17 protein-coding genes, 1 pseudogene and 1 riboswitch are annotated in these 18593 nt (G+C 69.2%); of the genes and pseudogenes, 10 read left to right on the forward strand and 8 right to left on the reverse strand.

Translation table 11 applies throughout. The annotated features are described in order from the left end of the window. Nucleotides 1-31 precede the first annotated feature (31 nt). Complete coding sequence (locus OG226_RS28020; protein WP_328682251.1) at nt 32-997, forward strand: CBM35 domain-containing protein; 966 nt, start codon at nt 32-34, stop codon at nt 995-997. Between the two features lie 93 nt (nt 998-1090). On the opposite strand, the gene OG226_RS28025 is transcribed toward OG226_RS28020, so the two are convergent. The 4 genes and pseudogenes from OG226_RS28025 to OG226_RS28040 form a co-directional block, all read right to left on the reverse strand. After that, the gene (locus OG226_RS28025) at nt 1091-1444 is read right to left on the reverse strand and encodes a peptidase inhibitor family I36 protein (protein ID WP_328682252.1); all 354 of its coding nucleotides are present in this window, start codon (nt 1442-1444) and stop codon (nt 1091-1093) included. Nucleotides 1445-1553: 109 nt separating this feature from the next. Beyond that, nucleotides 1554-2486: pseudogene (locus tag OG226_RS28030) on the reverse strand (1-phosphofructokinase family hexose kinase). A 116-nt stretch (nt 2487-2602) separates the two neighbouring features. After that, entirely contained in the window at nt 2603-3751 is a 1149-nt protein-coding gene (nagA, locus tag OG226_RS28035; protein WP_329350397.1) for an N-acetylglucosamine-6-phosphate deacetylase, read from the reverse strand. A 62-nt stretch (nt 3752-3813) separates the two neighbouring features. Next, nucleotides 3814-4758: an ROK family protein gene (locus OG226_RS28040; RefSeq protein WP_329350398.1), complete on the reverse strand. Its 945-nt coding sequence runs from the start codon at nt 4756-4758 to the stop codon at nt 3814-3816. Between the two features lie 110 nt (nt 4759-4868). Between OG226_RS28040 and OG226_RS28045 the strand changes: the two genes are divergently transcribed. Genes OG226_RS28045 through otsB form a run of 3 tightly spaced genes read left to right on the forward strand, consistent with a single transcriptional unit; the run spans nt 4869 to nt 7346 of the window. Beyond that, nucleotides 4869-6134 carry an extracellular solute-binding protein gene (locus OG226_RS28045; protein ID WP_443066914.1) on the forward strand — a complete coding sequence of 422 codons (1266 nt, stop codon included), beginning with the start codon at nt 4869-4871 and terminating at the stop codon, nt 6132-6134. Nucleotides 6135-6187: 53 nt separating this feature from the next. After that, nucleotides 6188-6439, forward strand: a complete 252-nt coding sequence (locus tag OG226_RS28050) for a DUF3263 domain-containing protein (protein WP_328682257.1) — start codon at nt 6188-6190, stop codon at nt 6437-6439. 43 nt (nt 6440-6482) lie between these two features. Next, the gene (gene otsB / locus OG226_RS28055) at nt 6483-7346 is read left to right on the forward strand and encodes a trehalose-phosphatase (protein ID WP_328682258.1); all 864 of its coding nucleotides are present in this window, start codon (nt 6483-6485) and stop codon (nt 7344-7346) included. Between the two features lie 83 nt (nt 7347-7429). Here otsB and OG226_RS28060 read toward each other — a convergent pair whose 3' ends face one another. Continuing rightward, nucleotides 7430-8842 carry an alpha,alpha-trehalose-phosphate synthase (UDP-forming) gene (locus OG226_RS28060; RefSeq protein WP_329350400.1) on the reverse strand — a complete coding sequence of 471 codons (1413 nt, stop codon included), beginning with the start codon at nt 8840-8842 and terminating at the stop codon, nt 7430-7432. Between the two features lie 105 nt (nt 8843-8947). Further along, the gene (locus OG226_RS28065) at nt 8948-9892 is read right to left on the reverse strand and encodes a glucosyl-3-phosphoglycerate synthase (protein WP_328682260.1); all 945 of its coding nucleotides are present in this window, start codon (nt 9890-9892) and stop codon (nt 8948-8950) included. Between the two features lie 190 nt (nt 9893-10082). Further along, nucleotides 10083-10229, forward strand: a riboswitch (SAM riboswitch). A gap of 15 nt (nt 10230-10244) precedes the next feature. On the opposite strand from OG226_RS28065, the gene thrC reads away from it, so the two are divergent. From thrC to OG226_RS28095, 6 genes are all read left to right on the forward strand, one after another. Then, a complete protein-coding gene (gene thrC / locus OG226_RS28070; RefSeq protein ID WP_328682261.1) occupies nt 10245-11540 on the forward strand; it encodes a threonine synthase in 1296 nt (431 codons plus the stop codon). A gap of 86 nt (nt 11541-11626) precedes the next feature. Then, nucleotides 11627-11902, forward strand: coding sequence for a MoaD/ThiS family protein (locus tag OG226_RS28075; protein WP_328682262.1), 276 nt, complete (start codon nt 11627-11629; stop codon nt 11900-11902). 453 nt (nt 11903-12355) lie between these two features. Continuing rightward, nucleotides 12356-12562: a cold-shock protein gene (locus OG226_RS28080; protein ID WP_006382349.1), complete on the forward strand. Its 207-nt coding sequence runs from the start codon at nt 12356-12358 to the stop codon at nt 12560-12562. Nucleotides 12563-12921: 359 nt separating this feature from the next. Then, nucleotides 12922-14550: a chaperonin GroEL gene (groL, locus tag OG226_RS28085; protein WP_200690012.1), complete on the forward strand. Its 1629-nt coding sequence runs from the start codon at nt 12922-12924 to the stop codon at nt 14548-14550. Between the two features lie 248 nt (nt 14551-14798). Beyond that, nucleotides 14799-15929 (forward strand): NADH:flavin oxidoreductase, encoded by a 1131-nt coding sequence (locus OG226_RS28090; RefSeq protein WP_328682263.1) that lies wholly within the window; start codon nt 14799-14801, stop codon nt 15927-15929. Nucleotides 15930-16029: 100 nt separating this feature from the next. Then, on the forward strand, nt 16030-16890 hold the full coding sequence (locus OG226_RS28095; RefSeq protein WP_328682264.1) for a metallophosphoesterase family protein: 861 nt from the start codon (nt 16030-16032) through the stop codon (nt 16888-16890). Nucleotides 16891-17104: 214 nt separating this feature from the next. On the opposite strand, the gene OG226_RS28100 is transcribed toward OG226_RS28095, so the two are convergent. Both OG226_RS28100 and OG226_RS28105 read right to left on the reverse strand, forming a co-directional pair. Continuing rightward, nucleotides 17105-17671 carry a hypothetical protein gene (locus OG226_RS28100; protein ID WP_328682265.1) on the reverse strand — a complete coding sequence of 189 codons (567 nt, stop codon included), beginning with the start codon at nt 17669-17671 and terminating at the stop codon, nt 17105-17107. A gap of 72 nt (nt 17672-17743) precedes the next feature. After that, nucleotides 17744-18403: an SCO4225 family membrane protein gene (locus OG226_RS28105; protein WP_329350402.1), complete on the reverse strand. Its 660-nt coding sequence runs from the start codon at nt 18401-18403 to the stop codon at nt 17744-17746. Nucleotides 18404-18593: the final 190 nt, after the last annotated feature.

Below are 18593 nucleotides of genomic sequence, written 5' to 3' on the forward strand. Positions count from 1 at the left end.
TGCACCCGCACCTGTTGAGGAGTACCTAGGGATGACGCCCGGCAACAACGGCGCGAGCACGCCCGAGGACGACGACCCGTTCGGCTACCTGTACGAGGACGGCCAGGCCGCCGGCGCCCAGCCGCCGTCCGGCGGTGGCTACGGCTACCCGGGTTCGGTCAACCGAGTGCGCCCGGTGGGCGAGCGCCAGTACGGCGGCCAGCAGGCCGCCGCGGCCCCCACCGCCCAGTACCAGCAGCCCTACGGCCAGACGGTCCCGCAACAGCAGCCCTACGGCGCCCAGCCCAACGCCCACTACCAGGCCCCGGAAACCTTCCCCGGCGGCCCCCCGTCCGGCCAGCAGCCCCCGTCCTACAACAACGGCGGCGGCAACGGCCGAGGCCGCGGCCCCAACACCAAGGGCCTCCTGATCGGCGCGATCGCGGTCGTCGCCGCGGTCGTCATCGGCATCAGCGTGGCGATGATGAACGGCAACGACGACAACAAGACCGGCGACCAGGCGGGCTCGACGCCATCGGCTTCGCAGAGCGCCTCGTCGAGTCCGTCCAGCAGCAACTCGGCTTCGACCGCGGGTGAACTGCCGAAGACCGACGCGAAGGCGCTACGCCTGGAGGGTGGCACCTCTCTGACCTCGGAGATAAAAGGCGCGAAGGCTGACGGTGGCATTTACGTGACCGGCTTCAACCAGGTTGGTGCCAAGGTCACTTGGACGGTCAACGGCGTTCAGAAGGCAGGGGACTTCCGGTTGTACGCGCGTTACAGCGTCCCCGGTGCCGATGCCAATGCGACGCTGTCGGTGAACGGCAAAGCGAACACTCAGCCCATAGGTCTGAAGAACTTCATCGGCTCCCCGAAGGGGGACTATGAAAAGGGCTGGCAGAGCACCTGGGCCCCGGTCAGCCTGACCAAGGGCACCAACGTCATCGAGATCGCCTGCGATCAGGGCAATCAGTGCGACGCACTCTTCGACCAGCTATGGCTGACCGACGGATCGTGAGGCGCCTGGTGCCGCTGCTGAGAGCCGTGAGCGCGATGCTCCGCCCGTGACGGGCGGAGCATCGTCAGTGCGGCTCAGACGGGGCCGCCGGTGTCACGGCCCGTAGACGGCGATCCCCGTGACGGTTCCGGGGTTGTCCGAGTAGGTGCCCGGCTTCAGAGTGATCAGCCGGGTGCCGACGTCGCAGCCGGTGCCGGGGGTGATGTGCCAGAACTCGATCTTGTAGGACGTCTGGTTCGAGACGGACTTGGCGGTGTCGAAGGGATAGCAACCGGGCGTCACTGTCATGACGTTCCTGGTTCCGGTCCTGTTCTTCCCCGTCCATCCGCAGACCTTCCCCTTCGGGCAGGTGTTGGGATCGGCCGCCGAAGCCGGTGTGGCGAAGATGCCGCCCACCAGTACGCCGGCCACAGCGGCCGTCGTCAGGCTCTTCCTGAGCATGCTCATATGAGGTTCCCCCTCGTGTCTTTCGCTGCTGGTCAGTGCAGCGAACGGGTGATCATCTGATCATCTGGCCCGGTGTGAGGGAAAGGGTTTTTCTCGGCCAAGCTCAATGTCAAGCCGCGCTGACCTCCCCCGTCACCGCGACCCGCCCCGCCAGTTCCTCGTACGTCGCGCGGTCGAACTCGCCCGCCACCGGGGCCAGTACGGTCGCCGCCGACAGGGCGACCGCTCGTGCCAGTCGGTCCGGCCAGGGCAGGTGTTCCACCAAGCCCGACAGCAGGCCCGCGACCGCCGAGTCGCCCGCGCCGGTCGGGTTGCCGTGGATGCGGGTCGGAGGTGTCGCGTGCCAGGTGCCCTCCGGGGTCGCCGCCAGGAGGCCCCGCGCGCCCAGTGAGGTGACCACCGTTCGGGCGCCCCGGCGTCGCGCGTCCTGGGTGGCGCGCAACGGGTCGTGGGAGCCGGTGAGTTCGGCGAGTTCGTCGGTGTTGGGCTTGACGATGTCGGGGCGGGCGGCGACTCCTCGGCGGAGGGGTTCGCCGCTGGTGTCGAGGAGGACGGGGACGCCCGCTGTTCGTGCGGTGCGGATCAGGCCGACTTAGGCGCCCACCGGCACTCCCGGCGGCAGGCTTCCGCACAGGGCCACCGCCGAGATCCCGCGGGTCAGCAGGGACCCGTACGCCTCCTGGAACGCCGTCCACTCCGCCGAAGTGACCGTCGGGCCGGGCTCGTTGAGTTGAGTCGTGTCACCAGTCAGCTCGTCCACCACCGCTATCGTGCGGCGGCTCGCCCCGGAGACCGGGATGAGCGCGTCCAACACGCCCGGTGTGCCCGTGAGTTGGTCCTGGACGATGCGTCCGGTCGCGCCGCCCGCGAAGCCGGTGACCGTCACCTCGTGGCCCAGGGCCGCCAGGACCCGCGCCACGTTCAGGCCCTTGCCGCCGGGGCGTTCCGTCACCTCGGACACGCGGTGCGAAGCGTGCGGGTGCAACTGCCGTACGCGGTAGGTGATATCGAGAGCGGTGTTCAGCGTCACCGTGAGGATCACCGGCCGACCTCCCCCGAAGTGTGTGCATCCGCCGTCCAGTTCGGGCCCGATCATGCCAAAGAGGCGGCGGTCCTCCCAGTGTCCCGGGACAACCGCCGCCTCAACAGCATTACATTTCAGCCCAGTTGGGGATCGACCACCCAAGTACCGCGCCGCATCACGCCCTTGAGGTCGAACGCGGAGTCCAGCAGCACCAGGTCCGCGTACTTGCCGGGCTCCAGCGAGCCGATCTCGTCGTAACTCCCCAGCAACCGCGCCGGGTTGGCCGAGATCGCGGCGACCACGTCCTCGACCGGGATCCGGTCGACCGTCACCGCGCGCTTGAAGGCCCGGTCCAGGGTGAGGGTCGAGCCCGCGATGGAGCCGCCCTCCACCAGCCGTGCCACGCCCTCGCTCACCTCGACCTCCAACGGGCCGAGCATGTAACGCCCGTCACCGAAGCCCGCCGCGTCCATCGCGTCCGTGATGAACGCGACCCGCTCCGCACCGGCATGGTGGAACGCCAACTCCAGTGCCGCCGGGTGCAGATGCGTACCGTCGTTGATCAACTCGACCGTGATCCGCTCGTCTTCGAGCAGCGCCGCGATCGGACCGGGGTCGCGGTGACCGAGCGGCGGCATCGCGTTGAACAGGTGCGTGGCGACCGTCGCGCCCGCGTCGATCGCCTCCACCGTCTGCTCGTACGACGCGTCCGTGTGCCCGATCGCCGCGATGACACCGAGTTCGGCGAGGAGGTGTACGGAGTCCAGGCCGCCGGGGAGTTCGGTCGCGAGGGTGACCATCTTCGCCTGCCCGCGGGCCGCGTCGACCAGCTTGCGGACGTCCGCGGGGTCAGGATCCCGGAGCAGGGCCTCGGAGTGGGCGCCCTTGCGGCACGGGGAGATGAACGGGCCCTCGAAGTGGATACCGGCGAGGTCGCCCTGCTCGGCCAGTTCGGAGAGGAGGCCGGCCCGCTGGGCGAGGAAGTCCATCTCGCCGGTGACGGTGGAGGCGACCAGAGTGGTCGTGCCGTGCCGGCGGTGGGTGTGGATGCCCTTGAGGACGTCGTCGATGGTGCCGGAGGTGAAGGAGGCTCCGCCGCCGCCGTGGTTGTGCAGGTCGACGAATCCCGGTACCAGCGTGTATCCGGTGACGTCGAGTACCTGGGCGTTGTCGGGGGCGGCGCCGGTGATGCGGGTGCCGTCGATGATGAGGCGGCCGTTTTTGACCGTTCCGGTGGGCAGGACCAGGTTGGCACCGGAGAGGATCAGGGGCGCATTGGCCATTGCGGGCTGCGGGTGCGTTGTGGCTGGTCGCGCAGTTCCCCGCGCCCCTGAGGTGGGTGCCATCAGCGTGCTACCTCCGTGCGGTCGGTTGAGTTGAGGAGATCCCAAGCCAGCAGGCCTGCGCCCAGGCATCCCGCTGTGTCGCCGAGGGCCGCCGGGACGATGGACGGCAGCTTCTGGAAGGTGATCCGGGCCCGGACCGCCTCACGCAGCGGTGTGAACAAGGTTTCCCCCGCCTCCGCCAGGCCGCCACCGATGATGATCGTGCGGGGGTCCAGGAGGGTGAGGGCGGTGACGAGGCCGTCGGCGAGGGCGTCCACGGCTTCCTGCCAGACCTTCTGCGCGCGCCGGTCCCCGGAGGCGACCGCCTTGGCGCAGTCCGCCGCGTCCGCCCCGGGGTCGCCGGAGACGGCCGCCCACGCCTCGGTCACCGCCGCCGCGGACGCGTACCGCTCCAGGCAGCCGGTCTGGCCGCAGGGACACGGCGTACCGCCCGGTCGTACGACGATGTGGCCGATCTCGCCGGCGAAGCCGTGCGCGCCCGCCTCCACCCGGCCGTCGATGCCGATCGCACCCGCTATACCGGTGCCCAGCGGGACGAACAGGAAGCGGTCGGCGCCCTTGCCCGCGCCGATGCGCCCCTCGGCGAGGCCGCCGGTGCGGACGTCGTGGCCGAGGGCGACCGGGACACCCCCGAGGCGGGCGGCCAGCAGATCGCGCAGGGGTACGTCGCGCCAGCCGAGGTTGGCCGAGTACGCGGCGATGCCCCGCTCGGCGTCGACGATGCCGGGGACGGCGACGCCGGCCGCCGTCGCGGGCTCGCCGTAGTGCTCCTCGCCGTACGCGCGCAGCTCGGCGGCGAAGCCGAGGATGTGCTCGACGACCGCGTCCGGACCGCGCTCGCGGCCGGTCGCCCGGCGGGCCCGGTGGAGGAGCTCGCCCTCCGCCCCGACCAGGGCGGCCTTCATCCCGGTGCCGCCCACGTCGAGGGCGATGACATGTCTCACGGGGGACAGTGTGGCCCGTACACCCGCGAGAGGTCTAGTCCACTCACGTGGTGTAGACCTTATGGGTTCGCAGAGCGAACGTCACGACAGCAAAGGTTGGGGATTCAGCGGTGCAGCGGCGTAGGACAGGAATGATCGCGGTGGTGTCCGCACTGGGCATGACGGCGGTCCTCGGTGGCTGTGGCCTCGGCGGGGGCTCGGGTGACGTCACCCTGAGACTCGTCGCGGCGGACTACGGCGACTCCGCGTCCAACAGTTCGCGGAAATACTGGGACGGACTCGTCAAGGCGTACGAGGCGAAGCACCCGGACGTCAAGGTCGAGGTCAGCGTCTACTCCTGGAACGACGTCGACCGCGAGGTCAAGGAGATGGTCGCGGCCGGCAAGGCGCCCGACATGGCGCAGATCGGCGCGTACGCGGACTACGCCGACGCGGGCAGGCTGTACTCCACGGCCGACCTGCTCTCCATCCCTGTAGAGGCCGATTTCCTGGAGCCGCTGCTGGACGCGGGGCAGGTGAACCACATCCAGTACGGCATGCCGTTCGCCGCGTCTACGCGCGTCCTCTTCTACAACAAGACCCTCTTCACCGAGGCCGGGCTCACCCCGCCGAAGGACTGGAGCGAACTGGCCGCCGACGCGGAGGCGTTGAAGGAGAAGGGTGTGAAGTACCCGTTCGCGCTGCCGCTCGGGTCCGAGGAGGCGCAGGCCGAGACGATGCAGTGGCTGCTCGGCGGGGGCGGTGGCTACACCGACGACATCGGCACGTACACCCTCGACTCGACGCAGAACATCTCCACCTTCACCTGGCTGCGCGACAACCTGGTCGCCAAGGGCCTGACCGGTCCCGTCGCGCCCGCCAAGCTCAACCGCGCGGACGCGTTCGCCGCCTTCGCCGACGGCGACGTCGGCATGCTCAACGGGCACCCGACCCTCATGCAGCAGGCCGCCAAGAAGGGCGTCAAGTTCGGCACGGTCGCGATGCCCGGCCGCAACGGCAAGGCCAAGACCACGATGGGTGTCGCCGACTGGATGGCCGCGTTCAAGCGGAACGGCCACCGCGAGCAGATCGGCGACTTCCTCGACTTCGTCTACAGCGAGAAGAACGTCCTCGCCTTCTCCCGCGAGTACGACCTCCTGCCGGTCACCAACTCCGCGTCCGAGGCGATGCAGGAGTCCGGGCAGGACAAGGCTCTACGGCCCTTCCTGGAGGAACTCCCGCTGTCCACGCTCTACCCGGTCGGCAACACCTCCTGGGCCACGGTCAGCGCGGACATCAAGAAGCGGATAGGGCAGGCGGTGACCGCGAACGGCAGCCCGGGCGGGGTGCTGGGGCAGTTGCAGGCGTCGGCGTCGCTGGCGGAGAGCGGGAAGTAGCGGTCGAGCAGCGTCCGGGGGCGTTGTCAGTGGCGGGGGTTACGGTTCAGGGCATGGACAAGGACCGGCCCTCGCGGCTTCCCTCGCTGAACCGGAGGGAACAGGACATCCTCGCGCTGGAGCGCCGCGGCTTCCCCGGCCCCGGCGTGAAGGAGCGCGCGATCCGCGAGGAACTGGGTCTGGCCCCCGTGCGCTACTACCAGCTGCTCAACGCCCTGCTGGACGACGAGCGGGCCCTGGCCCACGACCCGGTGACGGTGAACAGGCTGAGACGGGTCCGTGAGACGAGGCGGGCGGAGAGGTAGCAGCAGGTGTGGGTCCCGGCCCCGCCCGGATAGGGTCGTCGACATGGGCAGCCCTCAGGACTCCACCGATCCCCTGCACGCACTGCCGACCCCCGCCACCCGCGCCGGGCGCGAGGCTCTGGAGGCGATCCTCGCCAAACCGGCCTCCGCGGTGATCGGGCTCGACTTCGACGGCACGCTCGCACCGATCGTCGCGGACCCCGAGCAGGCGCGGGCCCACCCGGGCGCGGTGCCGGCGCTGGCCGCACTCGCCCCGAAGGTGGCATCGGTGGCCGTGATCACCGGCCGCCCGGCCGGTGTGGCGGTCCGCAACGGCGGCTTCGCGGGCGTGCCGGGCCTGGAACACCTGGTCGTGCTGGGCCACTACGGCACGGAGCGCTGGGACGCGGTGAGCAGCACGGTCAGCGCCCCCGCCCCGCACCCCGGGGTCGCGGCGGTCCGCGCCGAACTCCCGGGCTTCCTGGACGGGATCGGCGCCTGGCAGGGCACGTGGATCGAGGAGAAGGGTCGCGCGCTGGCGGTCCACACCCGCCGGGCGACCGACCCCCAGGCGGCCTACGAGGCCCTCCGCGCGCCCCTCACCGACCTCGCCACCCGCCACGGCCTGATCGTCGAACCCGGCCGCATGGTCCTGGAGTTGCGCCCGCCGGGCATGGACAAGGGCGTGGCGCTCCTCGACTACCTCCGCGAGACCGGCGCCGAGTCGGTCCTCTACGCCGGCGACGACCTGGGTGATCTCCCCGCGTTCGCGGCGGTGGAGAAACTCCGCTCCGACGGCGTTCCGGGTCTGCTGGTGTGCAGCGGTAGCTCAGAGGTCACGGAACTCTCGGACCGGGCGGACCTGGTGGTGGACGGCCCGGTGGGGGTCGTAGGACTGCTGGCGGCGATCGCGGCCCAACTGGGCTGAGCGGGACCGGGCAGGGGCTGTTCCGAAAATGTGACACTGGGTGGCGAGAGTGTCACATTCTTTCGGAGAGGGTGCTCCGGCGCTCAGGCTTTGAGCGCGTTCAGCTGCTCCAGGAACCACTGGGCCGGGGGCAGGGCCGTAGCCGCCGCCGCCAACCTCTTCGTGCGCTCGGCTCGTTCCCCGGCCGGCATGGTCAACGCCTCGTGGAGCGCGGCGGCCGTGCCGATCACGTCGTACGGGTTGACCGGGATCGCGTCCTCGCCCAACTCCTCGTAGGCGCCCGCCTCCCGGGAGAGGACCAGGACGCAGCTCTCGTCGGAGACGACGGGGACCTCCTTGGCGACGAGGTTCATGCCGTCGCGGATCGGGTTCACCAGGGCGACGTCGGCGAGGCGGTACGCGGCCAGGGAGCGGGCGAAGTCGTCCTTGACATGGAGGACCACCGGGGTCCAACCGGGCGTGCCGTAGCGGGAGTTGATCTCGTCCGCCACCCGCTGCACCTCGGCGGTGTAGTCGCGGTAGACGGCGAGGTCCTGCCGCGAGGGGTAGGCGAACGCCACGTGGACGACCTGTTCCAGCAACTCCGGGTGGTCGTCGAGGAGTTGGCGGTACGCCAGGAGTCCGCGCACGATGTTCTTGGACAGCTCGGTGCGGTCGACACGGACGATCGTCCTGCGCCCCTCGCCGATCTCCTCGCGGAGGGCCACGATCCGCTCCTCCACGTCCGGCTCGTGCGAGCGGGCGCGCAGGAAGTCGGCGTCGGCGCCGAGGCCGTGGACGCCGATCAGGGTGTCACCGACGCCCCCGGCGAACTCCGTGCAACAGGCCGCGAACGCGTCCGCCCAGCGGTGGGTGAGGAAGCCGAGGCGGTCCGCGCCGAGCATGCCCGTCAGCAGTTGCTCCCGGATGTCGTCCGGCAGCATCCGGAAGTAGTCCGCCGGCGCCCACGGCGTGTGCGAGAAGTGGCCGATCCGCAGGTCCGGCCTCAACTCCCGCAGCATCCCCGGGACCAGGCACAGGTGGTAGTCCTGCACGATCGCGACGGCACCCTCCGCCGCCTCCTGGGCCAACGCCTCCGCGAACGCCCGGTTGTACGTCTCGTACGACGCCCACTGGCGCCGGAACTCCGCGTCGAAGACCGGCTCCAGCGGGGTCTGGTACAGCATGTGGTGGACGAACCAGAGCACGGAGTTGGCGATGCCGTTGTACGCGTCGGCGTGCACGTCCGCCGGGATGTCCAGCATCCGTACGCCGTCCTCGCCGACCCCGCGCCGTACGGCCTCGCGGTCGCCGTCGGACAGCGCCGAGCACACCCACAGCGCACCCGCGTCCGGGCCGATCGCCGACAGCCCGGACACCAGGCCGCCGCCACCCCGCCTGGCGCGCAGCGAACCGTCGTCGCCCACCTCGTACGAGACGGGGCCGCGATTGGACGCGACGAGCACCTGAGCAGCACCGCGAGGGGGCGTGGAAGGCGTAGAAGCCGTGGAAGCCATACGCCACAACCTAGCCCGGCCCGGAAACGCTCAAACGTACGGACGGCCGTCGGCGGACTGTACGAGTCCGTATACGACCGTCCGTGAGCGTCTGTAACTGTGCGGTTATGCGACCTTGCGTGACTGGTACTCGGTGATGTCCGCCATCGGCGGCCGTTCCTCCGTGTCCACGGAGTACGTGCGCGGCTCGAAACCGTCCGGACCCCGCTCGAACTGGGTGAGCGACGGCCGGATCAGATGCCCTCGGGCCAGCCTCAGCTGAGCCGTGCGGTAGATCTGCGCGGCCATCCGCCCCAGGGCCTGACCGTCCTGGTGGCGGTGCTTGCGCACGCCCACGTCGACCTGGGCGAGGGCGTCCAGCCCCACCAGGTGCAGCGCGTCGACGAGCATGCCCAGTTCGACGCCGTACCCGACCGGGAACGGCAGCTGTTCCAGCAGCGAGCGGCGGGCCGCGTACTCGCCGCCGAGCGGCTGCACGAAACCGGCCAGCTGCGGCCAGTGCATGTTCAGCAGCGGGCGCGCCATCAGCTCGGTGACACGTCCGCCCTGGCCGGCCGCGCCGCCGAGCGGGCGGTCGTACATCGCCTTGACGAGGTCGACGCCGGGGTCGGTGAGCAGCGGGCCCACGATCCCGGTGACGAAGTCGGAGGAGAACTCCTTCAGGTCCGCGTCGATGAAGGCGACGATGTCGCCGCTGGTGACCAGCAGCGAGCGCCACAGCACCTCGCCCTTGCCGGGCACGGCGGGGATGCGGGGCAGGATGTCGTCCCGGTGCACGACCCGGGCGCCCGCCGCGGCGGCCACCTCGGAGGTGCGGTCGGTGGACCCGGAGTCGACGACGACGATCTCGTCGACGAGCGGGACCTGCTGCATGAGGTCGTGACGGATGATCGCGACGATGTCGCCCACCGTCGCTTCCTCGTTGAGCGCGGGCAGCACGACGGAGACCGACTGGCCCGTACGGTGCTTCGCGGCCAGGATCTTGTGGAGCGGCCGGTCGGTCATGGACCAGGAGCGGGTGCTCAGCCAGTGCTCGACTTCTTTCAGCACGTTGCGCGGCTCCTCTGCGTTCTCTCGGCGAGAGGCGATCACCCTGTGTAGGTGATTCGTCTCGCGGTTCGGACGGCTCACTCAACTGTCCTGGCCTTCGGTTACAGTCTTGAACAACGCTGATGACCATCGCATGTCGGGGGCCGTCAACGCTCACGCAAGTGACACAACCGCATACACAACTGAACACCGCTCATCCAGAGGGGCAGAGGGATACGGCCCGTTGAAGCCCCGGCAACCCTCCAGCCGGTCTTGTCACGTTGATGTGGCGAGGCTCCCGGCTCGGGAAGGTGCCAAATCCGTCTCATGGCGAAATGCGTCGTGAGGAAGATGAGGAAAGGGCCTCGCCTCCATGGCTGCGCAGACTGTTGCAAGCACCACGAACTCCGTAGACGCCGTCGATCTCGGCCCCGCCGTAGCGCTGTCCTGCCGCGAGTGCGGCCACCGCGTCCCGCTCGGTCCGGTCTTCGCCTGCGAGGAGTGTTTCGGCCCGCTGGAGATCGCCTACGACTTCTCGGCCTACGACACCGAAGAGCTCCGCAAGCAGATCGAAGCGGGCCCCGCGAACATCTGGCGTTACGCGCCCCTGCTGCCCGTCCCCGCCGACGTGGCCGACAAGCCGAACATCAACCCCGGCTGGACCAAGCTCGTCCAGGCCGACAACCTCGCCCGCGAACTGGGCGTGGACGCGGGCAGGTTGTTCGTCAAGGACGACTCCGGCAACCCGACGCACTCCTTCAAGGACCGCGTCGTGGCACAGGCCATCGAAGCGGCCCGCGCGTTCGACTTCACCACCCTCTCCTGCTCCTCCACCGGCAACCTCGCGGGCGCCGTCGGTGCCGCCGCCGCCCGGGCCGGCTTCCGTTCCTGCGTGTTCATTCCGCACGACCTGGAGCAGGGCAAGGTCGTCATGGCCGCGATCTACGGCGGCGAGCTCGTCGGCATCGAGGGCAACTACGACGACGTGAACCGCTTCTGCTCCGAGCTGATCGGTGACCCGGCCGGCGAGGGCTGGGGGTTCGTCAACGTCAACCTGCGGCCGTACTACGCGGAGGGCTCCAAGACCCTCGCGTACGAGATCTGCGAGCAGCTCGGTTGGCGGCTCCCGGACCAGCTCGTGGTGCCCATCGCCTCCGGGTCGCAGCTCACGAAGATCGACAAGGGCTTGCAGGAGCTGATCAAGCTCGGGCTCGTCGAGGACAAGCCGTACAAGATCTTCGGGGCGCAGGCGGAAGGGTGTTCGCCGGTCTCCGTCGCCTACAAGGCCGGGCACGACGTCGTAAGGCCGCAGAAGCCGAACACGATCGCGAAGTCGCTGGCCATCGGGAACCCGGCGGACGGTCCCTACGTGCTGGACATCGCCCGGCGGACCGGTGGGGCGGTGGAGGACGTCAACGATGAGCAGGTCGTCGACGCGATCAAGTTGCTGGCGCGGACCGAGGGGATCTTCGCGGAGACCGCGGGTGGGGTGACCGTCGGTGTGGCGAAGAAGCTGATCGAGAACGGGTTGCTGGATCCGACGCTGACCACTGTCGTGTTGAACACCGGTGACGGGCTCAAGACGTTGGATGCGGTGGCCGGTACCGGGCTCACCGCGACGATCCGGCCGAACCTTGAGTCGTTCAGGGAAGCTGGACTCGGGTCCTGAGCGTCGTTCTTTGACTGCGGGCCCGTGAGGGCTGGCCGCGCGGTTTCCCGCGCCCCTGAGGGCATCACCTGACCGGAGGTTTCATCGTGAGCGTTAGTGTCCGCATCCCTACCATTCTCCGCACCTACACCGGCGGGCAGGCCGAGGTGACCGCCGAGGGCGCGACCCTCGCCGAGGTCATCAGCGACCTGGAGAAGAACCACACCGGGATCTCCGCCCGCGTGCTCGACGATCAGGGCAAGTTGCGGCGGTTCGTCAATGTGTACGTGAATGATGACGATGTGCGGTTCGAGCAGGGGCTGGAGACGGCCACTCCGGACGGGGCCGGCGTCTCGATCATTCCGGCTGTCGCCGGCGGCTGAGCGGGGGCCTGAAGGTCCCCGGAAATTACCCTCGGTAACGCCGATTACCAAGAGTTCATCGAATTGCCCCCTCCGTGAGAGAAGCGGAGGGGGCAATTCTGTAGGGTTGAACGGGGTACAGTTGGGGAACCCGCTCCACTCCGCATGCCGGACGCATATGAGTACCCGCTCCGCGTGCGATGAGAAGTAGCCAAAGTGTGCATTCCTTTTGCGCGTTATGTTCCCTTTATCGGGCCCGACTTGCCCTAAAGTCGGACGAATTCTCCGTATATTCCCGACCGGTCCTGCCCGGAATTCTCGTCGGATTGACCTGTTGCAGACGGCAGTTGGACGGATACATTCGGCCGCGGTCGACGCGTTCCGGCGCACGCCCCCAATCCTGTGGGGGGTGAGGTCTGACCCGGATCCGCGAAGTGCGGGTCCGTGCAAGGGCCAGTAATAGGGGAGTTAGGCATGGCTCAGGGCACCGTCAAATGGTTCAACGCGGAGAAGGGGTACGGCTTCATCGCGGTCGACGGTGGTGCGGATGTTTTCGTCCACTACAGCGCGATTCAGATGGACGGCTACCGCACCCTGGAAGAGGGTCAGCGGGTCGATTTCGAGATCTCGCAGGGTCAGAAGGGGCCGCAGGCGGACATGGTCCGGCTCGCGACTACCTGAAGCACGCGCCGACGAACAGCAGCGACGTTCTTCGTTCCTCACCGAAGGGCTCGTACTCCTGGGGGGTCACCTCCTGGGGTACGAGCCCTTCGGCATGCCCGGAGGGCCGGTGTGCCTGGTGTTTCCCTCGCGCGCGCCCGTGAGGAAGAAGGCCCAGAACCTGGGAGCCGCTTGCACTCGACCATGCCGAGTGCTAATCATTGGCGTTAGCACTCTGAAGGTGAGAGTGATAACGAAGGATCGGGTCGGTGAGGCCCGCAGGCCAGGTGGCGCAAGGAGCCACGGGGCAGGCGAGCCGTCCGTCGCGGGCGCCAGCGCGGTCCGGAGCAATCCACCCCAGTCCGGGAGGACCACTTCACATGGCCAAGATCATCGCGTTCGACGAGGAGGCGCGGCGAGGCCTTGAGCGCGGTATGAACCAGCTCGCCGACGCCGTCAAGGTCACCCTCGGCCCCAAGGGCCGCAACGTCGTCCTTGAGAAGAAGTGGGGCGCCCCCACGATCACCAACGATGGTGTCTCCATCGCCAAGGAGATCGAGCTGGAGGACCCGTACGAGAAGATCGGCGCCGAGCTGGTCAAGGAAGTCGCCAAGAAGACGGACGACGTCGCCGGCGACGGTACGACCACCGCGACCGTGCTCGCCCAGGCTCTCGTCAAGGAAGGCCTGCGCAACGTAGCCGCGGGCGCCAACCCGATGGCCCTCAAGCGCGGTATCGAGAAGGCCGTCGAGGCCGTCTCCGGTGCCCTGCTGGAGCAGGCCAAGGACGTGGAGACCAAGGAGCAGATCGCTTCTACGGCCTCCATCTCCGCCGCCGACACCCAGATCGGCGAGCTCATCGCCGAGGCGATGGACAAGGTCGGCAAGGAAGGCGTCATCACCGTCGAGGAGTCCCAGACCTTCGGTCTTGAGCTGGAGCTCACCGAGGGTATGCGCTTCGACAAGGGCTACATCTCCGCGTACTTCGCCACCGACATGGAGCGTATGGAGGCCGTCCTCGACGACCCCTACATCCTGATCGCCAACTCGAAGATCGCCAACGTCAAGGACCTGCTCCCGCTCCTGGAGAAGGTCATGCAGTCGGGCAAGCCGCTGCTGATCATCGCCGAGGACGTCGAGGGCGAGGCCCTGTCCACGCTGGTCGTCAACAAGATCCGCGGCACCTTCAAGTCCGTCGCCGTCAAGGCTCCGGGCTTCGGTGACCGTCGCAAGGCCATGCTCGGCGACATCGCCATCCTCACGGGCGGCGAGGTCATCTCCGAGGAGGTCGGCCTCAAGCTGGAGAACGCGACCGTGGATCTCCTCGGCCGCGCCCGCAAGGTCGTCATCACCAAGGACGAGACGACGATCGTCGACGGCTCGGGCTCGGCGGACCAGGTTGCCGGTCGCGTCAACCAGATCCGTGCCGAGATCGAGAACAGCGACTCGGACTACGACCGCGAGAAGCTCCAGGAGCGCCTCGCCAAGCTCGCCGGCGGCGTCGCCGTCATCAAGGCGGGCGCGGCCACCGAGGTCGAGCTCAAGGAGCGCAAGCACCGCATCGAGGACGCCGTTCGCAACGCGAAGGCGGCCGTCGAGGAGGGCATCGTCGCCGGTGGCGGCGTCGCGCTCATCCAGGCGGGCCACGTCTTCGAGAAGCTTGAGCTCGAAGGTGACGAGGCCACGGGTGCCGCGATCGTGAAGCTGGCCCTTGAGGCCCCGCTGAAGCAGATCGCCGTCAACGGTGGTCTCGAAGGCGGAGTCGTCGTCGAGAAGGTCCGCAACCTGCCCATCGGTCACGGCCTCAACGCCGCCACCGGTGAGTACGTGGACATGATTGCCGAGGGCATCATCGACCCGGCGAAGGTCACGCGCTCTGCCCTGCAGAACGCCGCGTCCATCGCCGCGCTCTTCCTCACCACCGAGGCGGTCATCGCCGACAAGCCCGAGAAGGCCGGTGCCGGCGCGGGCGCCGGTGGCGGCATGCCGGGCGGTGACATGGACTTCTGATCGACCTCTGGTTGATCAACTGTCTTACCGAGGGCGGTACTTCCTGTTCCGACAGGGGGTACCGCCCTCGGGCATGTCCGGGGTCACGGTGTTCGGAGTCACAGGTGTCCGGGATCACAGGCCACGGTGCGGGACGGCCGGAATGAAGGTCTTGGCCGGACGGTTGTCGTTGACGCATGATCGATGCATACGCACATACCGGCTGGTACCCGATATCCGGTGCCTGGTCTCCCGAGGAGCCCCCACACGTGTCTACGACCGCCCCCGCCCCCCGAGCGGCCGAAATCCTCGGCCGTCCGATCACCCTCAACGGCCTGACCGTCCCGAACCGGATCGTGATGGCGCCGATGACCCGGCAGTTCTCGCCGGGCGGCATCCCCGGTGAGGACGTGGTCGGTTACTACGCCCGCCGCGCCGCCGCGGGCGTGGGCCTCATCGTGACCGAGGGCACGTACGTCGGCCACGAGTCCGCCGGGCAGAGCGACGACATCCCGCGCTTCCACGGCGAGGAGCAGCTCGCGGGCTGGGCGAAGGTCGCCGAGGGAGTGCACGCGGCGGGCGGCACCATCGTGCCGCAGCTGTGGCACATCGGCATGGTCCGCGAACAGGGCCAGCCGCCGTACGCGGACGCGCCCGCCGTCGGCCCCTCCGGGCTGCGGATCGGCAGCGACGAGGTCACCGGTACGGCCATGACGCAGCGGGACCTGGACGACGTCATCGGCGCGTTCGCCGAAGCGGCCGCCGCGGCGGAGCGGATCGGCTTCGACGGGGTCGAGCTGCACGGCGCGCACGGCTATCTCCTCGACCAGTTCCTGTACGCGGGCACCAACCGCCGTACGGACGCCTACGGCGGTGACGCGGTCGCCCGTACGAAGTTCGCGGCGGAGATCGTGGCGGCGGTCCGCGAGACGGTCTCTCCCGAGTTCCCGATCATCTTCCGCTACTCGCAGTGGAAGCAGGACGTCTACGGCGCCCGTCTCGCCGAGACCCCGGAGGAGCTGGACGCGATCCTGACTCCGCTCGCGGCGGCGGGAGTCGATGTCTTCCACGCGTCCACCCGTCGGTACTGGGTCCCCGAGTTCGAGGACACCGGCTCCGATCTCAACCTCGCCGGCTGGACCAAGAAGCTCACCGGCAAGCAGACCATCACGGTCGGTTCGGTCGGCCTCGACGGCGACTTCCTCAAGGGGTTCCGGGGTGAGGGCGCGCCGGTCAAGGGCATCGACGACCTCCTCGACAGCCTGGAGCGGGACGAGTTCGACATGGTGGCTGTGGGGCGGGCGCTGCTTCAGGATCCGGAGTGGGCTGCGAAGGTCCTTGCCGGGCGGGTGGAGGAGCTGGCGCCTTATGACGCGGCGGCGCTGAAGTCGCTCAGCTGAGCTGCTGAGTTGTGGGTGCGGGTGGATGGGGGTGCGCGTTCCTGGGGGCCGCGCCCCGTCCCCTGTCCGCCGCCCCCAACTCGGGCTAGCGTTCGCGCACATGAGGATCCTGCACCTGTCCGACACCCATCTCGAACGCACCGACGCCCCCAACCGCCACGGCATCAACGCGACCGACTCCCTGCGGCTGATGCTTGCCGAGTTGCGGCATCAGCGGGGGGTGGACGCGATCGTCGTCACCGGGGACCTCGCCAACGACGGGGCGGTGGAGGCGTATGCGGCCGTGCGGGAGTTGGTGGGTGGGTTCGCCCGGGTGATGGGTGGGGTGCCCGTCTTCTATACGACCGGGAACCATGACGAGCGGGAGGCGTTCGGGAAGGTGCTCGGGAGTGGGCACGTGGCTGCCGACGCCGTGTTTCCGGTGGAGTTCGGGTGCGCTGCCGTCAGCACCGTCGGCGGGTATCGGTTCGTCACGCTCGACTCGCTTGTGCCGGGGGAGGTTTACGGGGCGTTGAGCCGGGCCCAACTGGACTGGCTGGGGGAGGAGTTGAGGACTCCGGCCGAGTTCGGGACCGTTCTTGCCTTTCACCATCCGCCGATCAACCTCGGTACGCCGATGCAGCGGGCCTTCGGGCTGCGGAATCCGGGGGAGTTGGCGGACGCGATCCGGGGGAGTGACGTACGGGTCGTGCTCACCGGGCACTTCCACCTTCAGCTCTTCGGGTTCCTGGAGGCGACGCCGGTGTGGGTCACGCCCGGTGTCGTCAACCGGATGGATCTGACGACGGCCTACGGCACGGAGCGGGCCGTGCGGGGCGCCTCGGCCTCGCTCGTGGAGCTGGGTGGGGAGACCGGGCCGATGTTCCACACCTTCCACGCGCGGGATCCTCGGGCGCACGAGACGGTGTATCAGTTGGACGCGGAGCAGGTTCGGTCGGTCGTCGAACGGCATGCGCCCTAGGGGTCGTTGGCGGGGTATACTGGATCTTGAGCCCGTCGCCGTAACTCCGGTCGGCTGGTGCTGCGTTGGTGGTCCAAGGAAAGACGTCCCGCTTCCTGCGGGGAGATGCAGGTGCAAGGCCTGCCCGGCGCTCCGAACGAAGTCCCCGTCCCGCATCGCGCGGGGCGGGGACTTCGCGTTGTGCGGACTACGGGTACTACGGGTACTACGGGTACTAGAGATTCCCGAGCGGCTCGATGTCCACGTGGACCGGTGTGCCCCAGACCCGGAGCACCTCGTAGTCCGTGAACTCGTGCACGAGGCGGTACGCCATCGCCGGGCGGGAGCCGCGGCGGGCGGCGTTGATGTACAGCTCGGCTTCGTGGCGGTCGCGGCGCGGGGTGCCGCAGAGCTGCCAGGCCTGGCCGTTCCACAGTTCGGGGAGCCAGCGCTGCTGGGCCTGCGGGCGGTCCTCGCGGACGCCGTAGCGGGACGGTGTGGTGTCGGTGGGCCGGGGCACGGCGGGGCCGTTGAACTCGGAGCGGCGGGCCGAGCGGCGGCGGGTCTCGCAGAGCAGGCAGAGGTCGGGGGCGTCGGCGTCGACCGGGCCGTTCGGATGCTCCGGGCAGCGGGTGGTGGGCGCGGCGCCGCTGACGCTGTCGTCCAGCAGGTCCAGGGCGCGCTTCAGGTCCGCCTTGACCTCGTGGAGCTTGCCGTCGGGGGTGTCGGACGTGAGGGCCTCGCCGTGCTCGCCGAGGAGGCGGAGGGCGCGGCCTAGGGCGGTCTGCTGGGCGTGGTTCATGGTTCTGCCGACGATAGTCGGCTTTGCCGCGGGCCGTTCCCCTGGAAGGGGACGGCGGCGCCCGTTCTCCGCTCAGGTGGCCGGGTGTGCCTCCGGTACCCGGAGCCGGTGGGCGAGGTGGCCGAGCAGTACGGCGTTGGCCAGCCCGCACAGGGCCGAGGCGCCGGCGAAGACCAATGGGCTCGACGTCGGCAGGAGGAAGGCGAGGAAGCCGGCCGGTGCCGTGGCCATCAGCGGCCATATTCCGGCGAATCCCGGGTCCGCCAGGACGTACTCGGCGCAGAGGAAGAACGCCAGCGAGGTCGCGACCACGGCGAGGTATGCCCGCGCGGGCCAGTTGTCCACGGCGGGGGCGAGCAGGGTGCGTAGGCGAGCGCGAGTGCGAGTGCTGGTGCTGGTGCGGGTGGGAGGTGTCGTGGTTGTCGTCGTCGTGGATCTCTTCGCGAGGGCGCCGAGTACGGCGGCGTTCACGAGGGCGCAGAGCAGGAGCCATACCGTCCAGGAGCCGATCGCCACCGCTTGTAGCGACCCCTCGGTGCCGGGGCCGAAGGGCAGGATCACGCTCAGCAGGGAGAGGGGCGCCGTGAGGATCAACGGGCCTGCGGCGACGGGGCTTTCCGGGGCGACGAACATCGCCGCGACGGAGACGCCCACGGCGGTCAGATAGGCCCGGGCCGGCCAGTTGTCCGTGGCGAGGGCGAGGAGACGGCGCGGGCGTGAGGTCTGCGGCATCGAGGAGTCGTCCTTCGCGTCGGTCGGTCCGGGGTGGTGAGGACAACGGTGGACCGGGGGGCGCGCCTGGACATGAGTACCGGTACTCAGTGGGAGGTGCGGAAGGACTTACCTGCCTGCCTTGAGCCTGCCTGCCTTGTGCCTGCCTGCCTTGAGCCCGCCTGCCCGGAGCCTCCTGTCCCGAGCCACC

The sequence above is a fragment of the Streptomyces sp. NBC_01261 genome (genome assembly GCF_036226385.1).
In the GTDB taxonomy this organism is placed as follows: domain Bacteria; phylum Actinomycetota; class Actinomycetes; order Streptomycetales; family Streptomycetaceae; genus Streptomyces.

Coding starts and splice junctions, on each gene's coding strand:
- groL (WP_200690012.1), top strand. CDS start 12,922: ATGGCCAAGATCATCGCGTTCGACGAGGAGGCGCGGCGAGGCCTTGAG.
- OG226_RS28095 (WP_328682264.1), top strand. CDS start 16,030: ATGAGGATCCTGCACCTGTCCGACACCCATCTCGAACGCACCGACGCC.
- nagA (WP_329350397.1), bottom strand. CDS start 3,751: ATGGCCAATGCGCCCCTGATCCTCTCCGGTGCCAACCTGGTCCTGCCC.
- OG226_RS28050 (WP_328682257.1), top strand. CDS start 6,188: ATGGACAAGGACCGGCCCTCGCGGCTTCCCTCGCTGAACCGGAGGGAA.
- OG226_RS28100 (WP_328682265.1), bottom strand. CDS start 17,671: ATGAACCACGCCCAGCAGACCGCCCTAGGCCGCGCCCTCCGCCTCCTC.
- OG226_RS28020 (WP_328682251.1), top strand. CDS start 32: ATGACGCCCGGCAACAACGGCGCGAGCACGCCCGAGGACGACGACCCG.
- OG226_RS28105 (WP_329350402.1), bottom strand. CDS start 18,403: ATGCCGCAGACCTCACGCCCGCGCCGTCTCCTCGCCCTCGCCACGGAC.
- OG226_RS28025 (WP_328682252.1), bottom strand. CDS start 1,444: ATGAGCATGCTCAGGAAGAGCCTGACGACGGCCGCTGTGGCCGGCGTA.
- OG226_RS28080 (WP_006382349.1), top strand. CDS start 12,356: ATGGCTCAGGGCACCGTCAAATGGTTCAACGCGGAGAAGGGGTACGGC.
- thrC (WP_328682261.1), top strand. CDS start 10,245: ATGGCTGCGCAGACTGTTGCAAGCACCACGAACTCCGTAGACGCCGTC.
- otsB (WP_328682258.1), top strand. CDS start 6,483: ATGGGCAGCCCTCAGGACTCCACCGATCCCCTGCACGCACTGCCGACC.
- OG226_RS28060 (WP_329350400.1), bottom strand. CDS start 8,842: ATGGCTTCCACGGCTTCTACGCCTTCCACGCCCCCTCGCGGTGCTGCT.